Annotated in this window: 22 protein-coding genes; 5 read left to right on the plus strand and 17 right to left on the minus strand. The window is 56.9% G+C overall.

Going from position 1 to position 26253, the window contains the following annotated elements:
• Positions 1-122: 122 nt before the first annotated feature.
• From lspA to murJ, 4 genes are all read right to left on the minus strand, one after another.
• Positions 123-617: a signal peptidase II gene (gene lspA / locus BLU26_RS07910; RefSeq protein WP_092285485.1), complete on the minus strand. Its 495-nt coding sequence runs from the start codon at positions 615-617 to the stop codon at positions 123-125.
• Entirely contained in the window at positions 610-3435 is a 2826-nt protein-coding gene (gene ileS / locus BLU26_RS07915; RefSeq protein WP_092285487.1) for an isoleucine--tRNA ligase, read from the minus strand. The genes lspA and ileS overlap by 8 nt, the downstream gene beginning before the upstream one ends.
• 22 nt (positions 3436-3457) lie before the next feature.
• Positions 3458-4384, minus strand: a complete 927-nt coding sequence (gene ribF / locus BLU26_RS07920; RefSeq protein WP_092285489.1) for a bifunctional riboflavin kinase/FAD synthetase — start codon at positions 4382-4384, stop codon at positions 3458-3460.
• Positions 4385-4469: 85 nt separating this feature from the next.
• Positions 4470-6041, minus strand: coding sequence for a murein biosynthesis integral membrane protein MurJ (gene murJ, locus BLU26_RS07925; RefSeq protein WP_092285491.1), 1572 nt, complete (start codon positions 6039-6041; stop codon positions 4470-4472).
• A 272-nt stretch (positions 6042-6313) separates the two neighbouring features.
• On the opposite strand from murJ, the gene rpsT reads away from it, so the two are divergent.
• Positions 6314-6586, plus strand: a complete 273-nt coding sequence (gene rpsT, locus BLU26_RS07930) for a 30S ribosomal protein S20 (RefSeq protein ID WP_092285492.1) — start codon at positions 6314-6316, stop codon at positions 6584-6586.
• A 306-nt stretch (positions 6587-6892) separates the two neighbouring features.
• Here rpsT and proB read toward each other — a convergent pair whose 3' ends face one another.
• The 4 genes from proB to rplU all read right to left on the minus strand — a co-directional run bounded on the left by proB (position 6893) and on the right by rplU (position 9987).
• Positions 6893-8011, minus strand: a complete 1119-nt coding sequence (gene proB / locus BLU26_RS07935; protein WP_092285494.1) for a glutamate 5-kinase — start codon at positions 8009-8011, stop codon at positions 6893-6895.
• Between the two features lie 76 nt (positions 8012-8087).
• On the minus strand, positions 8088-9296 hold the full coding sequence (gene cgtA, locus BLU26_RS07940) for an Obg family GTPase CgtA (protein ID WP_092285496.1): 1209 nt from the start codon (positions 9294-9296) through the stop codon (positions 8088-8090).
• A gap of 98 nt (positions 9297-9394) precedes the next feature.
• Positions 9395-9652, minus strand: a complete 258-nt coding sequence (rpmA, locus tag BLU26_RS07945; protein ID WP_092285498.1) for a 50S ribosomal protein L27 — start codon at positions 9650-9652, stop codon at positions 9395-9397.
• Between the two features lie 23 nt (positions 9653-9675).
• Complete coding sequence (gene rplU, locus BLU26_RS07950; RefSeq protein WP_092288409.1) at positions 9676-9987, minus strand: 50S ribosomal protein L21; 312 nt, start codon at positions 9985-9987, stop codon at positions 9676-9678.
• Positions 9988-10244: 257 nt separating this feature from the next.
• Here rplU and BLU26_RS07955 point away from each other — a divergent pair, with 257 nt between their 5' ends.
• Positions 10245-11213, plus strand: coding sequence for a polyprenyl synthetase family protein (locus BLU26_RS07955; RefSeq protein ID WP_092285500.1), 969 nt, complete (start codon positions 10245-10247; stop codon positions 11211-11213).
• Between the two features lie 228 nt (positions 11214-11441).
• Here BLU26_RS07955 and BLU26_RS07960 read toward each other — a convergent pair whose 3' ends face one another.
• Complete coding sequence (locus BLU26_RS07960) at positions 11442-12059, minus strand: FKBP-type peptidyl-prolyl cis-trans isomerase (RefSeq protein WP_092285502.1); 618 nt, start codon at positions 12057-12059, stop codon at positions 11442-11444.
• A 120-nt stretch (positions 12060-12179) separates the two neighbouring features.
• On the opposite strand from BLU26_RS07960, the gene BLU26_RS07965 reads away from it, so the two are divergent.
• Together BLU26_RS07965 and trmA are read left to right on the plus strand one after the other, a co-directional pair.
• On the plus strand, positions 12180-13472 hold the full coding sequence (locus BLU26_RS07965; RefSeq protein WP_092285504.1) for an NCS2 family permease: 1293 nt from the start codon (positions 12180-12182) through the stop codon (positions 13470-13472).
• Positions 13472-14557 carry a tRNA (uridine(54)-C5)-methyltransferase TrmA gene (gene trmA, locus BLU26_RS07970; RefSeq protein WP_092285506.1) on the plus strand — a complete coding sequence of 362 codons (1086 nt, stop codon included), beginning with the start codon at positions 13472-13474 and terminating at the stop codon, positions 14555-14557. Before BLU26_RS07965 ends, trmA begins: the two co-directional genes overlap by 1 nt.
• Positions 14558-14579: 22 nt before the next feature.
• Here the strand turns inward: trmA and BLU26_RS07975 are convergent, their stop codons facing one another.
• The 6 genes from BLU26_RS07975 to BLU26_RS08000 are packed head-to-tail and all read right to left on the minus strand — an operon-like array spanning position 14580 to position 21326.
• On the minus strand, positions 14580-15011 hold the full coding sequence (locus BLU26_RS07975) for a type IV pilin protein (protein WP_269433970.1): 432 nt from the start codon (positions 15009-15011) through the stop codon (positions 14580-14582).
• A 1-nt stretch (position 15012) separates the two neighbouring features.
• A complete protein-coding gene (locus BLU26_RS07980; RefSeq protein ID WP_157719334.1) occupies positions 15013-18696 on the minus strand; it encodes a pilus assembly protein in 3684 nt (1227 codons plus the stop codon).
• A gap of 23 nt (positions 18697-18719) precedes the next feature.
• Complete coding sequence (locus tag BLU26_RS07985) at positions 18720-19274, minus strand: pilus assembly PilX family protein (RefSeq protein WP_092285510.1); 555 nt, start codon at positions 19272-19274, stop codon at positions 18720-18722.
• On the minus strand, positions 19271-20347 hold the full coding sequence (locus BLU26_RS07990; protein ID WP_092285512.1) for a PilW family protein: 1077 nt from the start codon (positions 20345-20347) through the stop codon (positions 19271-19273). Before BLU26_RS07990 ends, BLU26_RS07985 begins: the two co-directional genes overlap by 4 nt.
• Positions 20348-20358: 11 nt before the next feature.
• Positions 20359-20811: a type IV pilus modification protein PilV gene (gene pilV, locus BLU26_RS07995; RefSeq protein ID WP_092285514.1), complete on the minus strand. Its 453-nt coding sequence runs from the start codon at positions 20809-20811 to the stop codon at positions 20359-20361.
• Positions 20808-21326 (minus strand): GspH/FimT family pseudopilin, encoded by a 519-nt coding sequence (locus tag BLU26_RS08000; protein WP_092285516.1) that lies wholly within the window; start codon positions 21324-21326, stop codon positions 20808-20810. Before BLU26_RS08000 ends, pilV begins: the two co-directional genes overlap by 4 nt.
• A gap of 148 nt (positions 21327-21474) precedes the next feature.
• Between BLU26_RS08000 and BLU26_RS08005 the strand changes: the two genes are divergently transcribed.
• Complete coding sequence (locus tag BLU26_RS08005) at positions 21475-22005, plus strand: GspH/FimT family pseudopilin (protein WP_092288411.1); 531 nt, start codon at positions 21475-21477, stop codon at positions 22003-22005.
• Positions 22006-22056: 51 nt separating this feature from the next.
• On the opposite strand, the gene argJ is transcribed toward BLU26_RS08005, so the two are convergent.
• Together argJ and secA are read right to left on the minus strand one after the other, a co-directional pair.
• Positions 22057-23274, minus strand: coding sequence for a bifunctional glutamate N-acetyltransferase/amino-acid acetyltransferase ArgJ (gene argJ, locus BLU26_RS08010; protein ID WP_092285518.1), 1218 nt, complete (start codon positions 23272-23274; stop codon positions 22057-22059).
• Between the two features lie 132 nt (positions 23275-23406).
• The gene (secA, locus tag BLU26_RS08015; RefSeq protein ID WP_092285520.1) at positions 23407-26145 is read right to left on the minus strand and encodes a preprotein translocase subunit SecA; all 2739 of its coding nucleotides are present in this window, start codon (positions 26143-26145) and stop codon (positions 23407-23409) included.
• Positions 26146-26253 lie beyond the last annotated feature (108 nt).

Raw genomic sequence — 26253 nt, forward strand, 5'->3', positions numbered from 1 at the left:
GGTGCGGCTTTTGCCGCTGGTCGAGATGGAGCTCGACCTTCCCGGGAACAAACCAAACCAGTGTGCGGCTATACAGTTCATGCGCCTCGCGGAAAAAGCGTCCTGCCCGCATCTACCAGCTTCTAGCTCTCAGCCTGCTTTTTACCGACAAACATATCCACAATCAGCAAGCCAGCACCGACGGTAATGGCACTGTCGGCGATATTGAAGGCTGGGAAGAACCAGCGCTGCTGCCAGTGCACCAGAATAAAATCGACTACGTGCCCCAGCACCACACGGTCATAAAGGTTGCCCAGCGCGCCGCCCAGAATCAGCGCCAACGCGATGGCTTCCATACGCTTGCTGCGATCCAGCCGCGACAGCCAGATGCAGAGCACCACGCTGACTACCACGGCAATGGCGGCGAACAACCAACGCTGCCAGCCTGCAGCATCCGCCAAAAAACTGAACGCCGCACCGGTGTTGTACGCCAGGGTAAAGCTGAACAGCCCTTCGATTACTGGCACCTGGTGGTACATCTCTAGGTTGGAGACCGCAATCCACTTGCTCAGTTGATCCAGCGCGATCACCAGTACCGAAAGCCATAGCCAGGCCAGACTCCCCTTGGCCTCAGGCATGATGACGCACCTCACCAGCGCCCTCGATGTTATCCACACAGCGCCCGCAAATGTCGGGGTGCGCGGCGTGACTGCCCACGTCGGCACGGAAATGCCAGCAACGCGCGCACTTGGCTTCCGCCGACTTGAGAATACGCAGCTTCAGACCCGGCACTTCGGTAGCCACAGCCTCGTCGGGGGCGTCCGCCAACGGAGCCAGCGCTGCCTGCGAGGTGATAAGCACAAACCGCAGCTCGTCGCCCAGCTTGCTCAACGCCTCGTCGAGTGCCGGCTCTACGAACAGGGTGACCTCGGCCTCCAGATTACCGCGGATCGCCTTCGCGTTACGCAGGTTCTCCAGCTCCTTGTTGACGGCTTCCTTGACGCCCATGACGGTGTCCCAAAACACGCGCCCCAGTGCCTGATCCGATGGCAGTTCAGCAAGCCCCTCGTACCAGGTGTTGAGCATGACCGACTCATTGCGTTCGCCTGGCAGGTGCTGCCAAAGCTCTTCGGAGGTGAAGGACAACACCGGTGCTATCCAGCGCACCAAGGCTTCAGCGATGTGATAAAGCGCAGTCTGGCAAGAGCGGCGCGCTACGCTGTTGGCCTGGGTGGTGTACTGGCGATCCTTGATGATATCCAGATAGAAGCCACCCAGTTCCTGAACGCAGAAGTTGTGCACTTTCTGATAAACGTTCCAGAATTTGTAGGTGTCATAGGCCTCGACAATTTCCGCCTGCAGCAAACGGGCGCGGTCAACTGCCCAGCGATCCAAGTCCAGCATCTGCTCCGCCGGCAAGGCATCGACCTTGGGGTCAAAGCCGTTCAGGTTAGAGAGCAGGAAGCGCGCGGTATTGCGAATACGGCGGTAGGCGTCGGCACTGCGCTGCAGAATCTGATCGGAGACGGCCATCTCACCGGAGTAATCGGTGGAGGAGACCCACAAACGCAGAATGTCGGCGCCCAAGGTGTCATTGACCTTCTGCGGCGCGATGGTATTACCCAGTGATTTGGACATTTTGCGGCCGTTCTCGTCGACCGTGAAGCCGTGCGTCAGCAGACCTCGATAAGGTGCATGACCATCGATAGCGCTCCCGGTCAGCAGCGACGAGTGGAACCAGCCCCGATGTTGGTCAGACCCTTCCAGATACAGATCGGCCAACGCACCCGCCGCATGCCCCATGGGGTGCGAGCCACGCATGACGTGCCAATGCGTGGTGCCGGAGTCGAACCAGACATCCAAGGTATCGGTAATCTTGTCGTATTGACCGGCTTCGTCGCCCAGCAGTTCGCTGGCGTCCATGTCGAACCAGGCATCAATGCCGCCCTGCTCCACGCGCTCAGCAACCTGCTCGATCAATTCCAACGTGCGTGGATGCAGCTCGCCACTTTCCTTGTGCAGGAAGAAGGGAATCGGCACGCCCCAATTACGCTGCCGCGAGATACACCAGTCCGGGCGACCGGCAATCATGTTGTGCAAGCGCTGCTTGCCCCAGGCCGGCACGAACTCAGTCTGCTCGATGGCATTGAGTGCGCGTTCTCGCAGGGTTTCACCGCCCTTGACCGGGACGTCCATGCCGACGAACCACTGCGCGGTGGCACGGTAAATCAGCGGCGTCTTGTGGCGCCAGCAGTGCATGTAACTGTGCTGAATGCTCTGATGCTTGAGCAAGGCACCCACTTCCTCCAGCTTGGTCACGATGGCTGGATTGGCCTTCCAGATAAACTGACCGCCGAAGAACGGCAAATCGCTGACATACACACCGTTGCTCTGCACCGGACTGAAAATATCGTCGTTGGTCATGCCGTATTGCTTGCAGGTACGGAAGTCATCCTCACCGTAAGCGGGCGCGGAGTGCACCACGCCGGTACCCGCGTCCAGCTCGACATACTCCGCCAGGTAAACCGGCGACAGGCGCTCGTACAGCGGATGACGGAAGTTGATCAGCTCCAGTGCGGCGCCGGGTGCAGTGGCAATCACCTCGCCTTCCAGGCCGTAACGCGCCAGACAGTCAGCCACCAGGTCTTCAGCCAGCAGCAACAGGCGCTCGCCGGTATCGACCAGCGCGTAATTGAATTCCGGATGCACATTCAGCGCCTGGTTGGCGGGAATGGTCCAGGGCGTGGTGGTCCAGATCACGATAGCGGCTGGCTTGGGCAGCGCGCCCAGACCGAAAGCAGTTGCCAGTTTGTCAGCGTCCTCTACAAGGAAGGCGACATCGATGGCATCGGACTTCTTGTCCTGATACTCGACTTCAGCCTCGGCCAGTGCCGAACCACAATCGAAACACCAGTTGACCGGCTTTAGGCCCTTGAACACCACACCCTGCTCGACCATTTTGCCGAGTGCGCGGATCTCACCGGCTTCGTTGGCAAAGTTCATCGTCAGGTAGGGGTTATCCCAATCGCCCAACACACCCAGGCGGATAAAATCTGCCTTCTGCAGGGCGACCTGCTCGGCGGCGTAGGCGCGGCTAAGCTCACGCACCTTGTCGGCCGGCAGATGCTTGCCGTGGGTAGTTTCAACCTTGTGCTCGATAGGCAGGCCGTGACAGTCCCAGCCAGGTACATAAGGCGCATCAAAACCCGACAGGGTTTTGGAGCGCGTGATCATATCCTTGATGATCTTGTTCAACGCATGACCGATGTGAATGACGCCGTTAGCGTAGGGCGGGCCATCGTGCAGAATGAACTGCGGGCGGCCCTGGCTAACCTCGCGAATGCGCTGGTACAAACCATCAAGACGCTTGAGGGTTTCCGGCTCGCGGTTCGGCAGCCCGGCTTTCATCGGAAAGTCCGTGGCAGGCAGGTTCAGTGTCGCTTTGTAATCGGTCATTTCGGTTCAGGCTCTTTTAAGTTCACAGGCCCCATTGGGCCCTGGCCGCGGCAAAATCAGCCTTGATTGCCGCCTGCAATGCATCCAGCGAGTCGAAGCGTTGCTCGTCCCGCAGTTTTTCATGAAACACGACGTCGAGCCGACGACCGTACAGGTCACCGGCAAAATCAAACAGATGGACCTCAAGGTGGGCGCTGCCATCGCCCGCGACCGTCGGCCGCTTGCCGATATTGGCAACGCCCTTGCGCAGCTCGCCATCCAGCATCACGCTCACCCGATACACACCGTGCAGGGGTGGGTTGACGCGCTTGAGCTGCACATTGGCGGTCGGCGCGCCGATGGTGCGACCCAGTTGCTGGCCGTGCAACACCCGGCCACTGATACTGAACGGGCGACCCAGCAACCGCTCGGCGAGGGCAAAGTCACCCTCGGCCAGTACCTGGCGCAAGCGCGTACTGCTGATACGCTCGCCGCTCTCGGCCACCGTATTGGCCGCCTCGACCGTAAAGCCATGACTCACACCGCTGCTCTGCAAGAAGGCAAAGTCACCCGAGCGGTCACATCCAAACCGGAAGTCGTCGCCCACCTCCAGATGCTTGACGCCCAAGCCATCGATCAACACCTGTTGCACGAACTGCTCCGCGCTGAGCTCGCGCAGGCGGCGATTGAAGGCCAGGCACAGCACCCGGTCAACGCCTTGGGCCTGCAACAGCGCGAGTTTTTCGCGCAGACGGGTGAGCCTGGGCGGCGCCGCATCGGGGGCAAAGTATTCGCGGGGTTGCGGCTCGAAGATCACCACACAACCCGGCAAGCCCAATCGCTCGGAATGCGCACGCAGCCGGGCCAGAATCGCCTGGTGGCCGGCGTGCACGCCGTCGAAGTTGCCAATTGTTGCGACACAGCCCCGGTGCCGGGGCCGCAGGTTATGTAGACCGCGGACCAGTTCCATAATGCTCGTTAATGGTGGATCAGTCGAAACGCTGGAGTATACAGGTTTGCTGCTACCAGCGTCATGCCCGCCGTCGCCCGACCCGCTAGGCGTGGCGCAGATCACGCAGGCGCAGCCCGCCTGCCAGCAACACGAGCAGATAAGCCCCCATACCTGCCGCCACCAACTGCGTCATCTCCCATGCCTTGCGCTGCCAGCCCCAAGCCAGCCAGTCCTGCGTCGGCGGCGCCAGCCACAACAGCGCCAGCGACATGGCCACACAGGCCGCGAGCAGGCGCAGCGCAAACAGCAGCCAACCAGGCTGCGCCTGAAAGACACCGGCCTTACGCAAGCCCCACCAGAGCAGACCGGCATTGAGCAACGCCGACAGCGAGGTGGCCAGCGCCAACCCCACGTGGGCCAGCGGCCAGATAAGGAGCAGATTCATGCCCATGTTGGCGATCATGCAGATAATGGCGATTTTGACCGGGGTCTTGGTGTCCTGCCGCGCAAAGTAACCAGGCGCCAACACCTTGATCAGCATGAAGGTCATCACCCCCACGGAATAGGCACGCAGCGCTGCAGCCGCCTGCACCACATCCTGATCGGTCATTGCGCCGTAGTGAAATAGCGCCGCAATCATCGGTTCAGCCAGCAACAGCAAAGCGATGGCCGCGGGCACGCCCACCAGCAGCACCATACGCACCGCCCAATCCAAGGTACGGGCGAAGGCACGTGGGTCATCCGCCGAGTGCTGCCGCGACAGCGCCGGCAGAATCACGGTGCCGATGGCAATACCGAAGGCGCCAAGCGGCAGCTCGGACAAACGGTCGGCGTAGTAAAGCCAGGAGATACTGCCGGTTTGCAGGAAAGACGCCAGCACGGTATCCAGCAGCAGATTGATCTGACTCACCGAGACTCCAAACAGGGCCGGAATCATCAGCGTCATGATGCGCTTGACCCCAGGATCCTTGCGATCGGGTCGAGGCACTGGCAGCAGCTTGATCTGCGCCAGAAACGGCAACTGAAACAGCAACTGTGCAACGCCGGCGATAAATACGCCCCAGGCCAGCGCCATGATGGGTTGCGCGAAATAGGGGGTGAGGCACACGGTGGCGCCGATCATGCAGACATTCAACAGCACCGGGGTGAACGCTGGCACCGCAAAACGCCCGTAACTGTTCAGAATCGAACCACAGAGCGCAGTCAGCGAGATGAGAAACAGATAGGGGAAGGTGATGCGCAGCATATCGGTAGCGAGGCCGAGCTTGGCCTCGTCATCGTGAAAGCCCGGCGCAAACAGCATGATCAACACTGGCGCACCGGCGACACCCAGAGCGGTAATACCCGCCAGCGTGAGGCCTAGCGTACCCGTCACCCGATCGACCAACTGCTTTACATCCGCCAGCGCGCGTTTTGAGCGATATTCAGACAGCACCGGCACGAAGGCCTGGGCGAAGGCGCCTTCGGCAAATAACCGGCGCAGGAAATTGGGGATCTTGAAGGCAATGAAAAAGGCGTCGGCCTCTGACTGCGAACCAAAATACGCCGCCACCACCACATCGCGTACCATGCCCAGAACCCGCGACAACAAGGTCATGATGCTCACCACCATCCCCGAACGGAGCAGGCTGGGCGCCTTGGTTGGCGTGCTATCGGAGGGCGGAGTCTGGGACATGGATTTGGGCGCCGGCAAAAGCCGCCATCATAGCGTCCCGCACGTCGCCTTGTCAGGTGCGCAGCATACAAGAGCGCAACTAAATAGAAGCGTGCAGGCGGCTTTCTCTGTATACTCCGCGCACCGCGACAGACCGCCGGCAGCGCTGCATCTCAAAGTGACAGCGCCGCCCGTCGGATTTCCTCAGCCCTCTTGACATTAACCTGTCTCGGCTGCATAGTACGCGGCCTTATTTGTACCTAATTCATCCAGATTTTCTGAGGAGCACGACGGTGGCCAACTCACCTCAAGCCAAGAAACGCGCCAAGCAGGCCGAGAAGCGCCGCAATCACAATGCAAGCCTGCGCTCCATGGTCCGCACTTACATCAAGAACGTTGTCAAAGCGATCGACGCCAAAGACCTCGAGCAAGCCAAAACTGCCTATACTGCAGCCGTTCCGGTCATCGACCGTATGGCCGACAAGGGCATCATTGCCAAGAACAAGGCCGCTCGCCACAAGAGCCGCCTGAACGCACACATCAAGGCAATGGCTGAAGCCGCCTGATCTGCGATTCTTGCTGCAATAAAAAAACCGGCCATGAGCCGGTTTTTTTATTGCCTTGAATATATACCCTCAAGCTCATTCGCCGAGCCAAACCCCAACACCCCCCCCTAACAGCTCTCCAGAAAACACCTGACCTGGCTGTTTACTCGGGTAGGTCGAGCACCATCTCGACCATGCACATCAAACGCAACGCCGCTGGACGAGATGCAACCACCCCTTACCTGCAAACAAAGCTGCCTGAGCATCAACCAGGAAGGTCGAGCCGCATCTCACCCCACAAAAACCACCAAACGCGGCGCACACACTTCAGATCAGCACCAAGTTATCCTTGTGTATCAACTCAGGGTCATCGATATAGCCGAGAATGCGCGCAATCGACTCGGTGGACTTACCCAGAATACGTGCCGCATCCTGCGCACCGTAATTAACCAGGCCGCGAGCAACCTCCCGCCCGTCCGGCGCCACGCAAACCACCATTTCGCCACGCCGGAAACCGCCCTCTATTGCCGAAACACCGACCGGCAACAGACTGTGCTTACCCGTGGTAAGCGCCTTTACGGCCCCTTCATCGAGCAACAAGCGCCCGCGCGTTTGCAGATGACCAGCCAGCCACTGTTTGCGCGCCGCCAACATCCCGCGCTCAGGCAACAGCAAAGTACCCAACGCCTCACCCTGATGCAGACGAGCAACCACACGCTCTATGCGCCCACCTACGATCACCGTCGCCGCACCGGAGCGCGCAGCCAGTCGCGCCGCACGCAACTTGGTCTGCATACCGCCGCGCCCCAGAGCACCAGCACTGCCGCCAGCCATAGCATCCAGCTTGGGGTCATCCGCCATAGCGTCGGAAATCAGCTCGGCCTGCGGATTGTGGCGGGGATCAGCGGTATACAGGCCATCCTTGTCGGTGAGAATCACCAACAGATCAGCCTCAACCAGATTGGTTACCAGAGCCCCCAGGGTATCGTTATCACCAAAGCGAATTTCGTCAGTCACCACGGTGTCGTTTTCATTGATCACCGGGATCACATTGAGATCCAGCAGCGCCCGCAATGTACTGCGCGCATTCAGGTAGCGCTTGCGATCAGACAGATCGTCATGGGTGAGCAACACCTGCGCGGTAGACAGGCCATGTTGCTGAAAGCTCGACTCCCACGCCTGCACCAGCCCCATCTGACCAATAGCAGCGGCGGCCTGCATATCGTGGGTGGTTTTCGGTCGCTCGGTCCAGCCAAGCCGACTCATGCCGGCAGCAACAGCACCGGACGACACCAGCACCAGCTCGGCACCGCTGGCACGCAGCGCGGCCAATTGCTCGACCCACACTGCCATCGCCGCGCGATCGAGCCCGCGACCATCGCCCGTCAACAGGGCACTACCAATCTTGACCACCCAACGGCGGGCTCCGCTTACCTTTTCGCGCATGCTGATTCCATCAACAGATTGCCCAAGTTCATGCCAGACCCGGCGCTGCGCGCGCCGGGCTTACCGCTCAACCGACTCAATGGACGTAGAAAATTTCCGGACCATCTTCGTCGTCTTCGTCATCATCGTCGTCCTCTTCGCCATCAACAGCGATACCCTGCTTACGCAGCGCACGACGATCATCCAGCGCTTGAATATGCGCCCGCGCCTCGTCCTCGATCTGCTGATCAAGCGCAGCCACCTCGGCGGCGTACTCTTCATCATCCTCGATCTGACGCTGACGCTCGTCCAGCCAATTCATTACCGCTTTGGCCAGCTCTGCCGTACCCTGACGCTCGGAGGCGGAAATAACAAATACCGGACCCTCCCACTCCAGACGCTCAACCACATCATCCAGCACGGCCTGCTGCTCATCCTCCAGCAACTGGTCGCACTTGTTCAGCACCAACCAGCGCTCGCGCATGGTCAATGCCGGACTGAATTTGCCCAACTCATGAATAATGGTCTCGACCGCTTCCACCGGGTCAGACTCATCCAAGGGCGCCATATCAACCAGATGCAGCAACAGCCGCGTGCGCGACAAGTGCTTGAGAAAGCGCGTGCCCAGCCCAGCACCATCGGCAGCGCCGGCAATCACACCAGGAATGTCGGCGATCACAAAGCTACGCAATTGACCCACATCAACCACACCCAGATTGGGCACCATGGTCGTGAATGGGTAATCCGCCACCTTCGGCTTGGCGGCGGAAACCGAACGAATGAAGGTGCTCTTGCCGGCATTGGGCAGACCCAACAGCCCCACATCGGCCAACACCTTCAATTCCATCTTCAGGTCGCGCAACTCACCGAGCGAGCCATTGGACGTCTGCCGTGGCGCGCGATTGACACTGGACTTGAAGCGCGTATTACCCAAGCCGTGGAAACCGCCCTGCGCCACCAGCAAACGCTGGCCAGGCTCAGTGAGATCGCCAATGATTTCCTGGGTACCCGCATCGATTACGGTAGTGCCCACCGGCACCAGGAGCACCATATCCTCACCCTTGGCACCGGTGCAGTCGCTGCCGCGCCCATTCTCGCCACGCTGCGCATTAAAGCGGCGGGTGTAACGGTAATCTACCAAGGTATTCCAGTTGGCATCCGCCTCCAGAAAAATGGAGCCACCGTCGCCGCCGTCACCACCGTCCGGCCCACCCTTGGGGATGAACTTTTCACGGCGGAAACTCATGCAGCCATTACCACCATCACCGGCCTTGACCGTGATGGACACTTCATCAACGAATTTCATCTATCTCCCCTTCCCTGTCGGGACGGGCTAATGGAAAGAGTACGCTACAAACAAAAAAGCCCCGTCGCAAGACGGGGCTTTTCAGCAGCAAAGAGCTATCAGGCAGTTACGACATTAACGTAACGACGACCGAACTTGCCCTTAACTTCGAATTTCACCACGCCTTCAGCTTTGGCGAACAAGGTGTGATCCTTGCCCATGCCAACGTTCTTGCCAGGGTGGAACTCGGTGCCACGCTGACGAACAATGATGTTACCCGGAATGATGGCCTGGCCACCGTACATTTTTACACCAAGGCGTTTGGATTCTGAATCGCGACCGTTGCGCGTGGAACCGCCTGCTTTTTTGTGTGCCATGAGTCTATATCTCCTGAATCAGCTTAGGCAGAGATGCCAGTAATCTTGATTTCGGTGTACCACTGACGGTGGCCCTGACGCTTCATGTGGTGCTTACGACGACGGAACTTGATGATGCGAACCTTATCGCCGCGGCCGTGAGCGCTGATCTCAGCAGTCACTTTAGCGCCTGCAACAACGGGAGCGCCGATTTTAACGTCATCACCGTCTGCAACCAGCAGAACCTTGTCAAATTCGATGCTGGCGCCAGTTTCAACGTCCAGCTTCTCTACTTTCAGGAACTCGCCTTCAGCGACCTTGTATTGCTTGCCGCCGGTAACAATGACTGCGTACATGTTGCTTTCTCCGTAATCCTGCTCACCCAGCGCTTGGTTAGAATCATTAGTGGCTGGCATGGCTGCAAGTGGCTCCGCCTATCGGACCCGACCTTGCCATTGTCAAAACAGGGATGCTGTATCTTAGGGGCGAGGATTGTACTCAAGCGCGCCGCTTTGCGCAAGCACCGTACAAGCCTGATAGACTGCGCTTTTCTTGACAGTAAATGGCCTGCAACCTAGCATGCCGCGGAACCTTTTCAGGAAGTCTGCAACCGATGACCACCCTGCCATTCTACGCACCGGTATCCGATGATTTTGATGCGGTGAATCAGCTCATCCTTGAGCAACTGCATTCGCGAGTCCCGCTGGTAGAAAAGATCGGCCACTACATTATCAGTGCCGGCGGTAAACGCCTGCGCCCCCTGGTCGTTCTGCTGGGCGCACGTGCCTGCGGACTGTCCGACCCACGTCAGCACAGCCTGGCCGCGATAATCGAGTTTCTGCACACAGCCACCCTGCTGCACGACGACGTAGTCGACACCTCAGACCTGCGTCGAGGCCGCTCCACTGCTAATGCACTCTGGGGCAACGCTCCCAGCGTACTGGTCGGCGACTTTCTGTACTCACGCGCCTTTGAAATGATGGTCGCCTTAGGCGACATGCAGATCATGCGAATTCTCGCCAACGCGACCAACGTCATCGCCGAAGGTGAGGTACTGCAGCTGTCCAAGGTGCGCGACGCCAACACCGACGAAGCCACCTACATGGAGGTGATTCGCAGCAAGACTGCCATGCTGTTCGAAGCGGCGTGCCACACCGCCGGCGTTCTGGCAGAAGCAAACGCGCAACAGACCGAAGCCCTGCGCCAGTATGGCAACGCCCTGGGTATCGCTTTCCAGCTGATGGACGACCTGCTTGACTACAGCGGCGATGCTGCCGAAATGGGCAAGAATGTGGGCGACGATCTGGCCGAGGGCAAGCCCACCCTGCCGCTGATCTACACCATGCGCCATGGCTCTGCAGAGCAGGCGGCACTGGTTCGTCAGGCGATACAGAAGGGCGGCACGGACGATATCGCGCCGATTCGCGAGGCAGTTGCAGCCTCAGGCGCTCTGGACTATACCGCAGGCCTGGCCCGCGAGCAGGCCGACGAAGCCGTCCAGCTGCTGCAGGTGTTACCCGCGTCCGAATACCGAGACTCCCTGGAGCAGTTGGCGCGCTTTGCAGTGGATCGCAAATTCTAGATCACTCGAATGGCGCTACCGCCTCACAGGCACGATGAGCGTCATTACCACCGCGACAACCTTTGCCATCAAGCTCACTACGAAGGCACAAAAGGAATCATCGCACCCAAGAAACGTCTGCGCTCGCACCTGATGCCGAGCTCCATCTCAACAACAGGCACCAACCGAACCAACGAAGGGCGAGCTAGCACTCGCCCTTCACGGCAAAACCTTTGCAACGAAAGGTTTTTACAGCACCTTCAACAGCTCAATATCGAAAACCAGCGCACTGTGCGGCGGAATGCTGTTGCCCGCACCGCGCTCGCCATAAGCCAGCTCAGACGGAATAAACAGACGCCACTTGGCACCTTCCTGCATCAGTTGCAGCGCTTCGGTCCAACCAGCGATCACGCCACCCACCGGAAACTCGGCTGGCTGGCCGCGCTTGTAGGAGCTGTCAAAGACCTCACCGGAAATCAGCGTACCTTCATAATGCGTTTGCACTGTGGAGCTGGCGTCTGGCGTGGCACCAGTGCCCGCGGTCACCACTTCATACTGCAGACCTGAAGCGAGCGTCACAACGCCATCACGCTTGCCATTTTCTGCCAGAAAATCCACACCCGCCTGCGCAGCAGCCTTGGCGGCCTCCTGCGCTACAGCGCGCATTTTCTCCTGCAACTGCTGAAACGCAGCTTGCAGTTCGGCTTCCGGAACCTGGCTAGGCTGTTGGCTATAGGCATCGCGCAGGCCTGCAGCAACCAGGTCCAACGTCAGGTCAGGGATGTTGCTGGCCAGCAATTGCTCGCCCATCTGGCGGCCAATGCCGTAGCTGACGCGCTGTTCGTCGTTGTCAAAAGTGTTGCTCATGGCGAGCCTCCAGTCAGAAAAATGGCCGACAAGCCTGACACAAGCCCGGCAAAAATTCACCCACGAGAGCGAATCCGCTACAATGACCGGCTTTCTGCCCACATCCCGGAAGCACCCACCATGCTTGAAAAACTCTTCAAACTTCGCGAACACGGCACCACTGTGCGCACCGAGCTGCTGGCCGGGCTGACAACGTTCCTGACCATGGCCTACATCATCTTCGTCAACCCGATGATGATGGCCGATGCCGGAATAGACCCAGGCGCGGCCTTTGTCGCCACCTGCCTGGCCGCTGCCATAGGCTCACTGATCATGGGCCTGTGGGCGAACTACCCGATCGCCCTTGCTCCTGGCATGGGGCTCAACGCCTTCTTCTCCTACACGGTCGTTGGCTCCATGGGCTATAGCTGGCAAGTCGCCTTGGGCGCAGTCTTCCTGTCCGGCCTGATGTTCTTTCTACTAAGCATCTTTCGTATTCGCGAGTGGATCATCAACAGCATACCCATGGCCCTGCGCTCAGCGATTGCCGCCGGCATCGGCCTGTTCCTGGCGCTGATTGCACTGAAAAACGCAGGTATCGTGGTCGACCATCCCGCTACCCTGGTCTCCATGGGCGATTTGACCCAGCCCGGCGCCCTGCTGGCTGCCGCCGGCTTCGCGGTAATAGTCGCGCTGGCCTACCGTAAAGTAACCGGCGCCGTAATGATCGGCATCCTGCTGATAACGGCCATCAGCCTGATAACCGGCCTGAGCCAGGCCAGCGGCGTGGTTTCGGCACCACCCAGCCTCGCACCCACACTCATGCAACTCGACATCAAGGGCGCACTGGAAGTTGGCATGCTGAGCATCATCTTCGCCTTCCTGTTTGTCGATCTATTCGACACCTCAGGCACCTTGATCGGGGTCGCCCAACGCGCCAACCTGGTCGATGCAGACGGAAAAATGCCGCGTCTGGGGCGCGCCCTGATGGCAGACAGCACCGCTACCATGGCTGGCGCGGCGCTAGGCACTTCTACTACCACCAGTTACATCGAATCGGCTGCCGGCACTGCGGCTGGCGGTCGTACTGGGCTTACCGCCTGCGTGGTCGCTTTACTGTTTCTGCTCAGCCTGTTTTTTTCGCCACTGGCCGGCGCCGTACCCGCCTTCGCTACTGCACCAGCGCTCTTGTTTGTTGCCGTGTTGATGACCGGCGGCCTGGTTCAAGTGGACTGGGACGATCTTACTGAAGCGGCCCCTGTGGTGATTACGGCGATCATGATGCCGCTGACCTTCTCGATTGCCAACGGCATCGCAGCTGGCTTTATCGTCTGGACGGCAATCAAATTGCTCTCAGGCCGCTGGCAAGACCTCAACCCCAGCCTCTACGTTCTGGCTGGTCTCTTTGTCATCAAACTGGCGTTGTTTAACTAATGGGCCTTGCATTCGATCCTGCCAACTACGCCGCGCAGCTGGCGGAAAAACGTGAGCGCCTGTGTTCCCTGCTCGCACCTTATTCTGCGCCAGAGCCTGAGGTGTTCGAATCGGCTCCGGAGCACTTTCGCCTGCGCGCCGAGTTTCGCCTCTGGTACGAACAAGGACAGCCGCACTACGCCATGTTCGAGCGCGGCGATAAGCATAAGGCGGTATTGATAGACCAGCTTCCTATTGCCAGCAAACGCATCAACGACTTGATGACGCCGCTGCTGGAAGCCTGCAAGGCAGACCCGCTACTCGGACGCAAACTCTTCCAGGTTGAGTTTCTCACAACGTTGTCCGGCGAGGCACTGCTCACCCTCTGCTATCACCGCCCGCTCGACGATGACTGGGATGCCCCTGCCAAGTCGCTGGCACAAGCGCTGAACATCCAACTGATTGGGCGCAGCCGAGGCCGCAAGCGCGTGCTGGAGCGAGATTATGTTGTCGAGGAGCTGGAGGTAGCCGGCAAACCGTGGCGCTACCAGCAAATAGAGGGCGGCTTTACCCAGCCTAACGGCGGCGTCAACCAGCACATGCTTGGCTGGGCGCTGAATGCTGCTGGCGAGAACACCGATGACCTGCTGGAGCTGTATTGCGGCAATGGCAACTTCACGCTGCCCCTGTCCACTCGCTTTCGCAAAGTCATGGCAACCGAGCTATCAAAAAGCTCAGTCCGCTCTGCCGTTGCCAACCTGGAAATGAACCAGGTCGAGAATGTCACATTGGTAAGACTGGCAAGCGAAGAAGTTACTCAAGCACTGACCGGCGTACGCGAATTCCGCCGCCTGCAGGGCATTGACCTGAGCAACTTCAACTTCGGCACTGTATTTGTCGATCCCCCACGGGCCGGCCTCGACCCCGCAACGCTTGACCTGATCAAAGGTTACGATCGCATCCTGTACATTTCCTGCAACCCGGAGACCCTGGCGCAGAATCTGGACGAGCTTAACAAAACCCACCGAATAACGCGTTGCGCGCTATTCGATCAGTTTCCGTATAGCCATCATATGGAGAGCGGGGTGTTGTTGGAGCGGCGCTGAACGCCGCTCTAACAAAGGAGGATTACCAGCACGACGCATCACTGGCTGTTTTGACGCCAAGGTGGTTGATGCTGAGACTGCCGCACTTGGTGTCATTGCTTTGCTGCACCCCCCTAACGGTGGCTTTCGCTGTGTAGGTGCTTTGCGCCAACGTATCCACAGTGAACACGTACCGATTCTCCATATCTGCTTCCGTACTACACCCAAGCACCGGCGCAGCGCCTAGATAAGTGAGATTAGTGCTGTAATACCGCTCCATGAACTGCACATACTCGGAAAGGCAGCCCTTGGCACTGTCCCGGTAAGAGCGGGTTACGTAAGCCGTATAGGACGGGAACGCGATCGCGGCCAATATGCCAATTACCACGACCACAATCATCACCTCAATCAGGGTAAAACCTGATTGAGTCGAGTCACTGCGACGAACCGCGCCCATCTTTTTCCAAGACATCATGTCAATTCCCCAGGTTTATCAATTCACGCCAGGAGGTCCTGCCGGCGCCTGCTGAAAACGGCTTTATGTCGAGATCTCGTATGGCGCCGTCATCCGTAGGAATATACATCTTGCTATCCAGGAACGAGGGGTTACTGAAGCCCGTGTTAAGCCCAATACCAGATACAACTGTCCAAACCCCGTTTATCTGCACTTTATCAGCATCGGTGAAATCACCGTCACCGTTTAGGTCAAAATAAGTATCTGCGAGCCGAGCACCAGTGAACGGATCGATTGACATGATCACCCCACGACCGCTTGGCGCGCACGGATCACTCGAGTCAGGAATACGAGTGTTACCGATAAGCGCACTACCCTGAAACTGGTTTTGAGTAATCATGCGCTCGCCGAGAGCGGACTTTGAGCCATCACTGGCAACCTGGTAGAGATCGATAAACCAGCCTTGCTTTCCAACCAGATCTTCACGCGCGCCTTGTTCAATGACACGAGCGGAAACTTCAGAAGAAACAGCAACATCCAATAGAATTTCACGCTCTAGCATATCGCTTCTAGTCGCTGTGGTTCCGCTATCGTTATCGGTGTATCCATACCAGGTTTGCACCTGCATATCAGCCAGATCGTCAGTATTAACGTAACGTCCAGTGCCGAAGAAAAGCCATACCTCCTGGCTGTAGGGCGACCTACCCGCAAGCGGTGTAGCGGTAATGGGCTGAGCAACACCACTTGGATCGGTAGCTTGAAATAGCTGGGTGACCGTACGCGGTGTGTTTGCCAGCCCCGTCACTTTCCACAGGTTACCTTGCAAGTCACCGGCGTAGGCAGTATCGGTGATGCCATCACCATCCTGATCCCAGGCACGAATGGCGGACAAACCGTTATCAACCGCCGTAGACATAGCAGTGGTAGTCACCGCCCCGGTGAAGACGTTGATGCTAATTAGCGAAGCGACACCACTACTGCTGTTAGGCCCATTGCCGATCATCACAGACCAGTTACCATTCGCTATCTGCGCAATAACCGGTTTGCCAATGTTATTACCCAACTGGGGAATGTCAGTAGAGCTCTTCTCCCAAAGAAAAGTGACATTAGCAGGATCAGTCACGTCAAGCGCAAACAAGGCATTACTGGTAGTAGACCTGTCTTTCGCGACACCGCCGTAGCCAAGCGTGCCAACGAGAACAGTCCGCCAGTTACTGCCGTCGTAAGCGTCGGCTACCGTCAATTCGCCGTCAACGAAGTAACGGTGATCATAACTCGGAGAAGCGAGCTCTCCCATGCCATTTTCAATGACGCGTTTGGGAACATAAGCAAAGGTTTCGACCCCACTTAAAGTGTCACCCGTAGTCGCATTGAACCCATGCAACATGCCGTCATTACCACCCACATATACTACAGGGGTCCGATTTAAAGCAGCTGCCCAGCTTGTATATGAAGAGGCCCCGGTGAACGAGCGCCCGGCATACAGCGTTGAGCTCGGCTTGCCGACATAGACCGGCTGCGAATCAACAATATCGCCTAGAACGCCTTGGCGGACACGGAAGCCAGTGGAGTTATTCTCTAACGTTCGTACGCCGCGCAGATACTGAATAATGTCGGCCGGTGAGTCTCCGCTGTTATTTTTTAAGGCATCACGCAGAGCTGTGCTGTTCAGCCCATTGTAAGTAAAGTTAGCAAAGGAGCTGCCATTCCACGTTTTAATCACACGATTCGCCGGCGCGGGCAGTTTGGACGATGCAGTCCAAGCAGGCGTAGGATTTAAAGACCCAGTAGTTGAATCAATAGTGAATGCGTTCAAATCCCCAGTCCACTGTCCGCTGGTGTAGACCGCCTGAAAACTGGCCGACCCAGCTTCTAGGGTAGTTGAATTGAGGGCAAGCGATGACCGGTTACCTGTTTGCTCCTGCTGAATATCAGAAAACGCGCGCACCAGGCCATCAACCATATCCTGCGCACTCGCAACGACATAAAAATTATCAGGTCGCAGATCATTGTTTGAAAGTGTTTCTCCGGTCGTGTGCCACCAAGAGTTAGGCATGTTCGCGGGAATATCGTAGGGATCGAAATCTTCAGGTACCTCGAGCCCACCGTACTTTGCAGCCAACCAATAAGGGTTATTTCTCCTGCCTTTCAAACCAGACTCAAGAATATCAATCCAATATGTAGAGACTGACTGCTTCCCTTCCATATTAGGACGCAGATCCGAAGTATTAGCATCATAAGCAAGCACCGATATTCTATCTGTCCCCGTACCGGCGCCCGTAACATTGATGCCGCCCTCCTGGGAGCTCATTTGCGCCCGCAGCAAATCAAAATCAGTTTCCGCCAAGGGATCATCGCTTTTGTGTACTCGATCGTCATTGTGCGTATTGGTATCACCTATACCCAGGAAAAAATTCTTTTGGCAGCTAAACTGGAGTGGATCATCCGCCTCAGTAGCCTGCCAATCAATAATTGGCAGGCCGCCTACCAGTCGATCAAGACTATCACCAGTCGCATTCAAGCTAATATATTCCGAACGATTAGAGAGCCCCTTGATATACCGATAAGCCGTATAGTAAAGCTCACTGACGTTGTCATACCGCTTGAATAGCGTATTGGGGACTATAAGCCCGCTTTTATTAATATAGCTTATGACACCACTATTGACGACGGGAGTATTTCCATAAGGCGTTGACGATGCATCTGTGGGATCCGGGTTGTTTATGAACACACCTGTATTTTCATTCCACTCTGCGTGAGCGTTAGCTTCTTCATTATTATTGTCGTTAATAGCATAAGGCCCTACATACTTCATGCGGGCATGCATGATACCGCCTTCGCTATTACGGTTACTGGTCCCACCAGAGTTATCGTTTATATAGCCAAATGCGCTGTAGCGCATATTGTCCGAATTCGCTTGAATCAGACCCTCCGGCTTTTTGCCTTGATCGTAGTCAACACAATTTAACTCCGGCAGTGCTGACGTACAAACCTGCACGCGCACAGACACCTCATAAACAGTTGCATCACTAAAGCTTTTGCTGCCACCATATCCGTGGACAGCTGGATTATACGCAGTAGGCGTGTTATTCAGATTGCCGGTACGGGAAAAGCGCATTTTGTTTCCCATACGGGTGTTGGCGATACCAATTCTAGTATTGAACGCCCCCCATGTGGTGGGAGTCGACCTTGCAACATTTGATGAAATATTTGCATCAGGGAAGTTATTAGCACTACCCCCCTGCCCGGTCTGTACGCCCTTCTCCAAAACTGTCATCGTAGGCGTGTCAACCTGACGGTAACCGCCAGTCAATATATGCCTAAAAATATCAATCGACTGCATAGTCGACCAATTAAGGTAGTGACCACTCCACTCATCAGCCTGATTACAGTTACTTCCTATGCGAACAGGATAAAAATACCTATTAGCCTCGTTATTATTGTAATTATATTTATAACATTTAGCGCTATCAAAGTAGCCTACATATTCACCGCTAGTTGAATATGCCGCCTTGTATGCGCGAGTGACCATAGTCGGAAACTCGAACGAGCCGATGATTGCCATATTACCTGGAACCGGTTTGGCCACCAGCAAAGGTTGTTGATCTATATCAACCGCCGCATGCGCACTGGCACTGGCCAGCAGCAGTGAAGCAATGAAAGTGGAGGTGCCGGAGCGTGCAAACACTCTGAATAGGTTTCTCATTTTAGGTTCTCCTGTATGCCGCATCAGAGGTTCTGCTTCACGGTAATCTGCAGCGCTACAACCGAGCGCCCATCACCGGCAGGAACACCGCTTCGACCTGTAATTCGGAACAACACCGCATTGGGAGCAGACTGGTCGCAACCGGCGTAATTGGCACAGTTGGCACTACTGCCGATATCCAGCTCGTCGGTGCCGCCAACAGTGCCCATCTTCTCGATGTAATACTGCGGCGTAGACCCAAGCTTGGCGCTATTTACACGATAATCCGCTGCCACCGTCGCCCAACCGTCGGTATTGTTTGTAAAAGTATTTGTCGGAATTGAAGGGCAGTTTGTATTCGCGTTGGTGCAGTCCCGCCCCAACGTCTGATCAGCTTCTATGGCCGCTTCACCCGCCCTGAGGGCTGCCTCTGCGCCCTGGTACGAGAGCGAGCGATCGTACATATTTGAGCTCATTTTTTCGTTCAGCGTGGTACTGCGGATGGAAGCCAACCCGATCATCGTAACCACCAGCAGCATTATCAGCGCTACCAGCAGCGCCGCGCCGGACTGACGTGAGCGTAAGTGTGAAGTATTCATAGGGAGCGATTCCTGATGGCAACGACACTGGTAAGAGCGCGGCCCAAGCGCCCCTCATCAACAGTGGTATCGGTTGAAATATTCTGATCCTGCGTCAACAGCGTTAGCGTCACTTCAACCGCATTGACGTCCGCCCAGCGATTACCCACAGTGCTGGCGTCAATAAAATCAGAGGTGTCGGCAAGCCGGTAACGCAATGCCATACTGGTTACGCCCGCCGCAATCTCAATCTGCTGAACATCACCGGCCCCTGCGTTGTTACTCAGGCGAGCCATGTAAAGCGACCGCCCCCCTTCACCTGCCCTACCGTTATCACCTATGTACCACGCAGTAGCAGTCAACTTGGCAATTACCGAGTTGTGACCATAAGGACCTTGGTTACCATTTGTGTTGCAAGGTTGGTTGGCGTTATTGCCGGGAATGATTTCACCCAGCCCCTTGGTACAATTACCCGGAGACTGAGAGTTGCCTGTATTAACAACCAACTTGTCGGCGTTGTTGCCTTGCCCATTACTCATCTGGAAAATGGTACCTTGGCTTTCGTTACATACCATCAGAACCTCGCCATTGAGCAGCCCGTGAGCATTACCCGACGCGGTACCAACTGTGAAATTCGCGGAGTTGTTGCTGGTGTCGTAGTCTTCCACGTAAACGCCGCCAGCATCACCCGACAGCATCACCAGCGACTCGGTATCGGCTATTTGGTTGTCTACATTTGCCAGAGCCGAATCCCCATCGTAGCCAATAAAGGCGTTATCCCAGTCGTAGTACCAAGGCACGTTGTTTGTTTGCGCTGGGTTGAGGATATTGACCACCGGGATATCGTTGCCACAAGGCATATTTCCGGCCTGGCGAATGTCGCGGGCAAGCAACTCATAGCCAACACGGGCGCCATCTTGGAGTTGAGATAGGCCGCGGTTGGTACGAAAGCTTTGGGTGTTGGAAAGCATAATGCCAGTTACTGCGCCGATGATTACCAACCCCAATACAAGAGCAATCATCAGCTCAACCAACGCCAAGCCGCGGCTTTTGAATGACGTTGGCGTATTCAACCAGCGCTTGTACTTACTCACGACTCCGCCTTTCATAGTTGTACCTCGGTCGTAATCTGTTGGGTAGCACTGCCACCCAGGCCACGACTGTCATCCCATTGAACAATTACCGTACAGTCTGTGCTGTTGCATGTAACAGAGCCTTTGGCCGCGTCACCTAAATTTTGAGTCAGCTGCGCGCGCCAAACCTGAACAGCCTTTGCCGGAAAAGTCGCGTTAGCAGAAGGGTCGTCGTCCAGACCAACGTTGAAACGGCCATTCTTGGCCGAGTCCGCATCGGCACGAATGGCCTCAATTATCGAGTAGCTTTGCATAACACCCATTGAGCGCTCCATGGCGCTCTGATTATTGCGCAGAGAGGCAAGCTGCAGCCCTGCCAAACCAAGTAAACCGATAGACAGCACCAACACGGTGATCAATACTTCAATCAACCCGATACCACGCTGACTATAGAGCGGTTGACGCTGAGAAAGTCGGCCGTTCATGGGCAAACTCCTGCTACTTTGACAATTGAAACACGACTAGCCGCACCGAACTTCACATCCCGCACGGATTCTGAGGGCCCGTCTGTAGAGCATGCTGATATCTCTGCCTCGGCAATGAGGCTCCCGCCAGTTCTAGCCAGGCCATCGCCCCCGAAGTCGACGCGATCATTGGTTAAAGTTGAGGTCATTTCTACACTACCACCATAGGTATTCAGCGCGCCGCGGCGTAGCACGTTAGCGCCTGACAGCACTACCCAGTTCACCCAATCGCCCGACGCGCCGGCACAAGTGGTGGCAGTAGCCGTTGCAGCACGGCACAACTGGATAGTGCTATTGCGCTTAATCGACTCAGAGCGAGCAAAGCTGACGATATCGACCATATCGGACGCAATGCCATTCAGCCGACTACTGACAATCAAATTGCGGAATGAAGGCAATGCCAAAGCCACCAATATCGCCGCCACCGCGATGGTCACCATCATCTCGATCAGAGTGAACCCCTTCACACTTCGCATCAAAACAACCCTCCTAGTAGTTCATGCAATATAAGAATAGGCAGTGACAACGTCTTGCTTGCACCGATAGCCGGTCGAATGCGCAGCATGACAGGTAATTAACCTGCCTTTCAGGGCAAAAGCGTGCGACTTGCACAAGGAGAAGGCAATGCGCTGCAAGGGCTTCACCCTGGTAGAACTGCTCACCGCGCTGGCACTCGTGACCATATTGCTGAGCATAGGCCTGCCGGCGTTCGGTCGGCTGATCGACAACCAGCGCATGGACGTCGGCAAGGAACAGCTGGCGCGCAGCATACAACAAACTCGCGAAGAAGCAGTGCGGCGCAATGAGGCGGTCACCATGGCCCCGGTTGACGGTGACTGGAATGCCGGCTGGCGCATATTCATTGACCGCAACAGCAACACGCTCTTTGATCAGGGTGACCAGCTGTTAGGTCAGGATATGGCGGCCAGCGTGCACCACATTCATGGCAGCGGCGCACTCGCTCGTTATTTGCGTTACAACGCTCTGGGGGAGTCGGAACTGGTTAACGGCGGTTTTCTGGCTGGCACATTACGCCTGTGCCCACACCAGCAGGGCGATGACGCGCGCCTGCTGATTATCAACCGCGTTGGGCGCCTACGCCTGGACCGCGAGCCTGCGCAGCCGCGCTACTGCCCTGCATCGCTCGCGCATTAAAAAGGCAGCCCTGAGGCTGCCTATAGCGTAATGCTGCCTTGGCATCTCTACTCAGGTACGATACTCGGCATTGATCCGCACATACTCGTGCGAAAGATCAGTCGTCCACAGCGTCTCAGTGCAATCGCCACGCCCCAGCTCGATGCGAATGGTGATTTCGGCCTGTGTCATCACTGCGGCGCCCTGCTCCTCAAGATATTCCTGAGCACGGCTGCCATTACGGGTAATGCAAACGTCGTCCAGATAAACATCAATCTTTTCGACATCCAGGTTCGCGACGCCGGCATAACCCACTGCAGCGAGAATACGCCCCCAGTTGGGGTCTGAAGCGAACAGTGCGGTCTTGATCAGAGGGGAATGCGCTACGGCGTAGCCGACATCCAGACACTCATCGCGATCAGCGCCGCCATTTACCTGAACCGTCACGAACTTGGTGGCGCCTTCGCCGTCACGCACAATGGCTTGCGCCAACTCAAGCATCACCGCGTTAACCGCCTCAGCCAACTGATGATATTCCGCGCTGTCGGTGGAGGCTATTTCGGGCATATCGGCCAAGCCGGTAGCGATCAGCACGCAGGAATCGTTGGTACTGGTGTCGCCATCAATGGTAATTCGATTGAACGACAGATCTGCAGCCGCTTTCACCATGTGCTGCAACACTGACTGGGCGACTCTGGCGTCGGTTGCTACATAACCCAGCATGGTCGCCATGTTCGGGCGGATCATACCTGCGCCTTTGGAGATGCCGGTGATGGTGACCGTTTGGCCAGCCAGGGTAATCTGCCGGCTGCTCCCCTTGGGCTGAGTATCGGTGGTCATGATGCCTTCCGCCGCGACCGCCCAATTGCCCTCAGACAGATCCGCCAGCGCTGCGGGCATTGCATCGATAACCTTGGCGGCAGGGAGCAACTCACCGATTACGCCGGTACTGAATGGCAACACTTGCTGCGCATCAACACCCACCAGGTGCCCCAGCGCCTCGCACGTGCTGACAGCAGCTTGCATGCCTGGTTTGCCGGTACCGGCGTTGGCATTGCCCGTGTTGACCAGCAGATAGCGTGGCGAGCAGCTAAGGTGCTGGCGCGTGAGGGTTACGGGCGCAGCGCAGAACGCGTTGGTGGTGAATACCCCGGCAATGCTCGCGCCCTCGGCAGCCTCCATAATAACGACGTCCTTGCGCCCCACCCGTTTGATGCCAGCAGAGGCGATACCGAGGCGAAAACCGGGAACAGGATGCAAAACGGGCAAAGGGCCGAGACCAACGGGCATGGCGGACACTCCAAGGAAATTAAATTTAGAAGCTAGAAGCTAGAAGCTAGAAGCTAGTGTGGGGGGTTACGATTAACTCGTCACCCCCCACACACCTTCTTCAAGCTAACGGCTTATAGCTTCAAGCTTGTTTCAGCTTATCTGCCCGTGGCAGTGCTTGTATTTTTTACCGGAACCACAGGGGCATGCGTCGTTACGCCCCACCTTGGCGCCATCGCGCGTCTGCGGCGCGGCTGGTGCGGCGGCGACCTGCTCCGGCTCCGCTGGTTGCGCATCGGCAACACTAGCCAGCTCTTCGTGCTTGAACTGCATGCGTCGCTGCAGCTCTTCCGCCTGCTGACGCAGACGAGCCTCTTCCTCTGCAGGATCTTCACGCTTGATCTGCACATGGCTCAAGACGCGCACAGTGTCGCGCTTGAGATTGCCCAGCATCTCTTCAAACAGGTTGAAGGCTTCGCGCTTGTACTCTTGTTTGGGGTTTTTCTGCGCATAGCCACGCAGGTGAATACCTTGACGCAGGTGGTCCATGGTGGCCAGGTGCTCTTTCCACAGATCATCCAGCACGCGCAACAGCATCTGCTTCTCGAACGAGCGCATGGCGTCGGCACCGGCCAGCAACTCCTTCTCTTCATAGGCCAGCACCAGCGCTTCCAATACGCGCTTGTTGACGCCCTCTTCGGTCAGCGTCTCGTCGTCATCGAGCCACTGCTGCAGCGGCAAGTGCAAGCCCAGCTCACTGGCCAGTTGCTGTTCAAGGCCGGCGATATCCCACTGTTCAGGCAGGCTACCGAACGGCATATGCTGGCCAACCAGATCGGAGACCACGTCTTCACGGATGGCCTGAATAGTTTCCTGCACGTTGTCGCTGGCAAGAATCGAGTTGCGTTGACCGTAGATCACCTTGCGCTGCTCGTTGGCTACGTCATCGTATTCCAGCAATTGCTTGCGAATATCGAAGTTGCGCCCTTCAACCTTGCGCTGAGCTTTCTCGATGGCGTTGGTGACCATGCGGTGCTCGATGGCCTCGCCCTTCTCCATGCCCAGGGCTTTCATGAAGTTCTTCACCCGGTCGGAGGCGAAGATGCGCATAAGGCTATCTTCCAGCGACAGATAGAAACGACTGGAACCCGGATCACCCTGACGACCGGCGCGGCCGCGCAGCTGGTTGTCGATACGACGAGACTCGTGACGTTCGCAAGCAATGATGTGCAAGCCGCCTGCTTCCAGCACCTGCTGATGACGTTGCTGCCACTCGCCCTTGATCTGCGCAATCTGCTGCTCGGTCGGGTTCTCCAGACTGGCGACTTCCGCTTCCCAGCTGCCGCCCAGAATGATGTCGGTACCCCGGCCTGCCATGTTGGTGGCAATGGTCACAGCACCGGGGCGGCCGGCCTGCGCAATGATTTCCGCTTCTTTCTCGTGATACTTGGCATTCAGCACCTTGTGCGGGATCTGCTCACGGGTCAGCAGCTGCGCCACGACTTCGGATGACTCGATTGACGCGGTACCCACCAGTGCAGGACGACCACTCTCCATGCACTGCTTGATATCCGCCACGATGGCGGCGAATTTCTCGTCGATACTCAAGTACACCAGATCGTTGTGATCCTTGCGCACCATCGGCTTGTTGGTGGGTATAACCAATACGTCCAAGCCGTAGATTTGGCGAAATTCAAAGGCTTCGGTATCAGCCGTACCGGTCATGCCGGACAATTTGGTGTAGAGACGAAAATAATTCTGGAAGGTAGTCGACGCCAGCGTCTGGCTCTCGGCTTGAATCTTCAAGCCTTCCTTTGCCTCAATGGCCTGGTGCAAGCCCTCGGACAAACGGCGGCCGGGCATGGTACGGCCGGTATGCTCATCTACCAGCAGCACCTGATTGTTCTGCACTATGTATTCGACATTGCGATGGAACAAGGTGTGCGCGCGCAGCGCAGAATGCACATGGTGCAGCAGGTTCAGGTTTTGCGCGGCGTACAGGCTGTCACCTTCTTCCAGCAAGCCTTCCTTGACCAGCAACTCTTCGACGAACTGGTGCCCCGCCTCGTTCAACTCAACCTGACGGGTCTTCTCGTCGATGCTGTAATGCCCATCGACCGACTCTTCGCCCTCTTCAGCAGGATAACCGCGCTTGAGCAAGGGAATCAGGGTGTTGATAGCGGTATACAGGCGGGAACTGTCTTCGGCGGGCCCCGAGATGATCAACGGCGTGCGCGCCTCATCAATCAGAATCGAGTCAACCTCATCGACTACGGCAAAATTGGGTTCGCGCTGAAACTTGTCTTCCAGGCGGAAGGCCATATTGTCGCGCAGGTAATCGAAACCCAGCTCGTTGTTGGTGCCGTAGGTAATGTCGCAGCGGTAGGCGGCGCGCTTCTCCTGCGGGTCCTGGAAGGGCACCACGACGCCAACCGACATACCGAGAAACTCGTACAACGGGCGCATGGTGTTGGCATCACGCGAGGCCAGGTAATCGTTCACCGTGACCACGTGCACACCTTTGCCGGATAGCGCATTCAAGTAGACCGGCAGCGTGGCGACCAGGGTTTTACCCTCGCCAGTCTTCATCTCTGCGATCTTGCCTTCGTGCAATGCCATACCGCCGATCATCTGCACATCGAAGTGGCGCATGCCCATCACGCGCTTGCTCGCCTCGCGCACCAGCGCAAAAGCTTCAGGCAGCACCGCATCCAGGGTCTCACCACCAATCACCCGCTGCCTGAGCTCTTCGGTCTTGGCCTTCAGCTGCTCGTCGCTCAGTGCGTTCAAGCCTTCTTCCAGAGCGTTGATCGTGTTGACGACCTTGCCCATCCGCTTCAACTCACGATCGTTCTTGCTTCCCAACAGCTTTCTCATTAAAGGCGCAAACATAGTCGACTTCGATATCCATTTGGTGATCGGCGCACCCGAAACCTGCGGCGGGCGGGCGCCTGGAAAAAGGCATTCTACTCTGATTATTGCCTGACAATAAACCGCGCA

The organism is Halopseudomonas sabulinigri, from assembly GCF_900105255.1.
GTDB classification, from domain to species: Bacteria; Pseudomonadota; Gammaproteobacteria; order Pseudomonadales; family Pseudomonadaceae; genus Halopseudomonas; species Halopseudomonas sabulinigri.

What these genes read in the sequence shown, in the direction of transcription:
- BLU26_RS08000 (WP_092285516.1), bottom strand. Translation starts at nt 21,326, where the DNA reads ATGCGAAGTGTGAAGGGGTTCACTCTGATCGAGATGATGGTGACCATC.
- pilV (WP_092285514.1), bottom strand. Translation starts at nt 20,811, where the DNA reads ATGAACGGCCGACTTTCTCAGCGTCAACCGCTCTATAGTCAGCGTGGT.
- BLU26_RS07955 (WP_092285500.1), top strand. Translation starts at nt 10,245, where the DNA reads ATGACCACCCTGCCATTCTACGCACCGGTATCCGATGATTTTGATGCG.
- trmA (WP_092285506.1), top strand. Translation starts at nt 13,472, where the DNA reads ATGGGCCTTGCATTCGATCCTGCCAACTACGCCGCGCAGCTGGCGGAA.
- rpmA (WP_092285498.1), bottom strand. Translation starts at nt 9,652, where the DNA reads ATGGCACACAAAAAAGCAGGCGGTTCCACGCGCAACGGTCGCGATTCA.
- BLU26_RS07965 (WP_092285504.1), top strand. Translation starts at nt 12,180, where the DNA reads ATGCTTGAAAAACTCTTCAAACTTCGCGAACACGGCACCACTGTGCGC.
- ribF (WP_092285489.1), bottom strand. Translation starts at nt 4,384, where the DNA reads ATGGAACTGGTCCGCGGTCTACATAACCTGCGGCCCCGGCACCGGGGC.
- BLU26_RS07980 (WP_157719334.1), bottom strand. Translation starts at nt 18,696, where the DNA reads ATGAGAAACCTATTCAGAGTGTTTGCACGCTCCGGCACCTCCACTTTC.
- BLU26_RS08005 (WP_092288411.1), top strand. Translation starts at nt 21,475, where the DNA reads ATGCGCTGCAAGGGCTTCACCCTGGTAGAACTGCTCACCGCGCTGGCA.
- BLU26_RS07960 (WP_092285502.1), bottom strand. Translation starts at nt 12,059, where the DNA reads ATGAGCAACACTTTTGACAACGACGAACAGCGCGTCAGCTACGGCATT.
- proB (WP_092285494.1), bottom strand. Translation starts at nt 8,011, where the DNA reads ATGCGCGAAAAGGTAAGCGGAGCCCGCCGTTGGGTGGTCAAGATTGGT.
- argJ (WP_092285518.1), bottom strand. Translation starts at nt 23,274, where the DNA reads ATGCCCGTTGGTCTCGGCCCTTTGCCCGTTTTGCATCCTGTTCCCGGT.
- rplU (WP_092288409.1), bottom strand. Translation starts at nt 9,987, where the DNA reads ATGTACGCAGTCATTGTTACCGGCGGCAAGCAATACAAGGTCGCTGAA.
- secA (WP_092285520.1), bottom strand. Translation starts at nt 26,145, where the DNA reads ATGTTTGCGCCTTTAATGAGAAAGCTGTTGGGAAGCAAGAACGATCGT.
- BLU26_RS07975 (WP_269433970.1), bottom strand. Translation starts at nt 15,011, where the DNA reads ATGATGTCTTGGAAAAAGATGGGCGCGGTTCGTCGCAGTGACTCGACT.
- lspA (WP_092285485.1), bottom strand. Translation starts at nt 617, where the DNA reads ATGCCTGAGGCCAAGGGGAGTCTGGCCTGGCTATGGCTTTCGGTACTG.
- murJ (WP_092285491.1), bottom strand. Translation starts at nt 6,041, where the DNA reads ATGTCCCAGACTCCGCCCTCCGATAGCACGCCAACCAAGGCGCCCAGC.
- cgtA (WP_092285496.1), bottom strand. Translation starts at nt 9,296, where the DNA reads ATGAAATTCGTTGATGAAGTGTCCATCACGGTCAAGGCCGGTGATGGT.
- ileS (WP_092285487.1), bottom strand. Translation starts at nt 3,435, where the DNA reads ATGACCGATTACAAAGCGACACTGAACCTGCCTGCCACGGACTTTCCG.
- BLU26_RS07985 (WP_092285510.1), bottom strand. Translation starts at nt 19,274, where the DNA reads ATGAATACTTCACACTTACGCTCACGTCAGTCCGGCGCGGCGCTGCTG.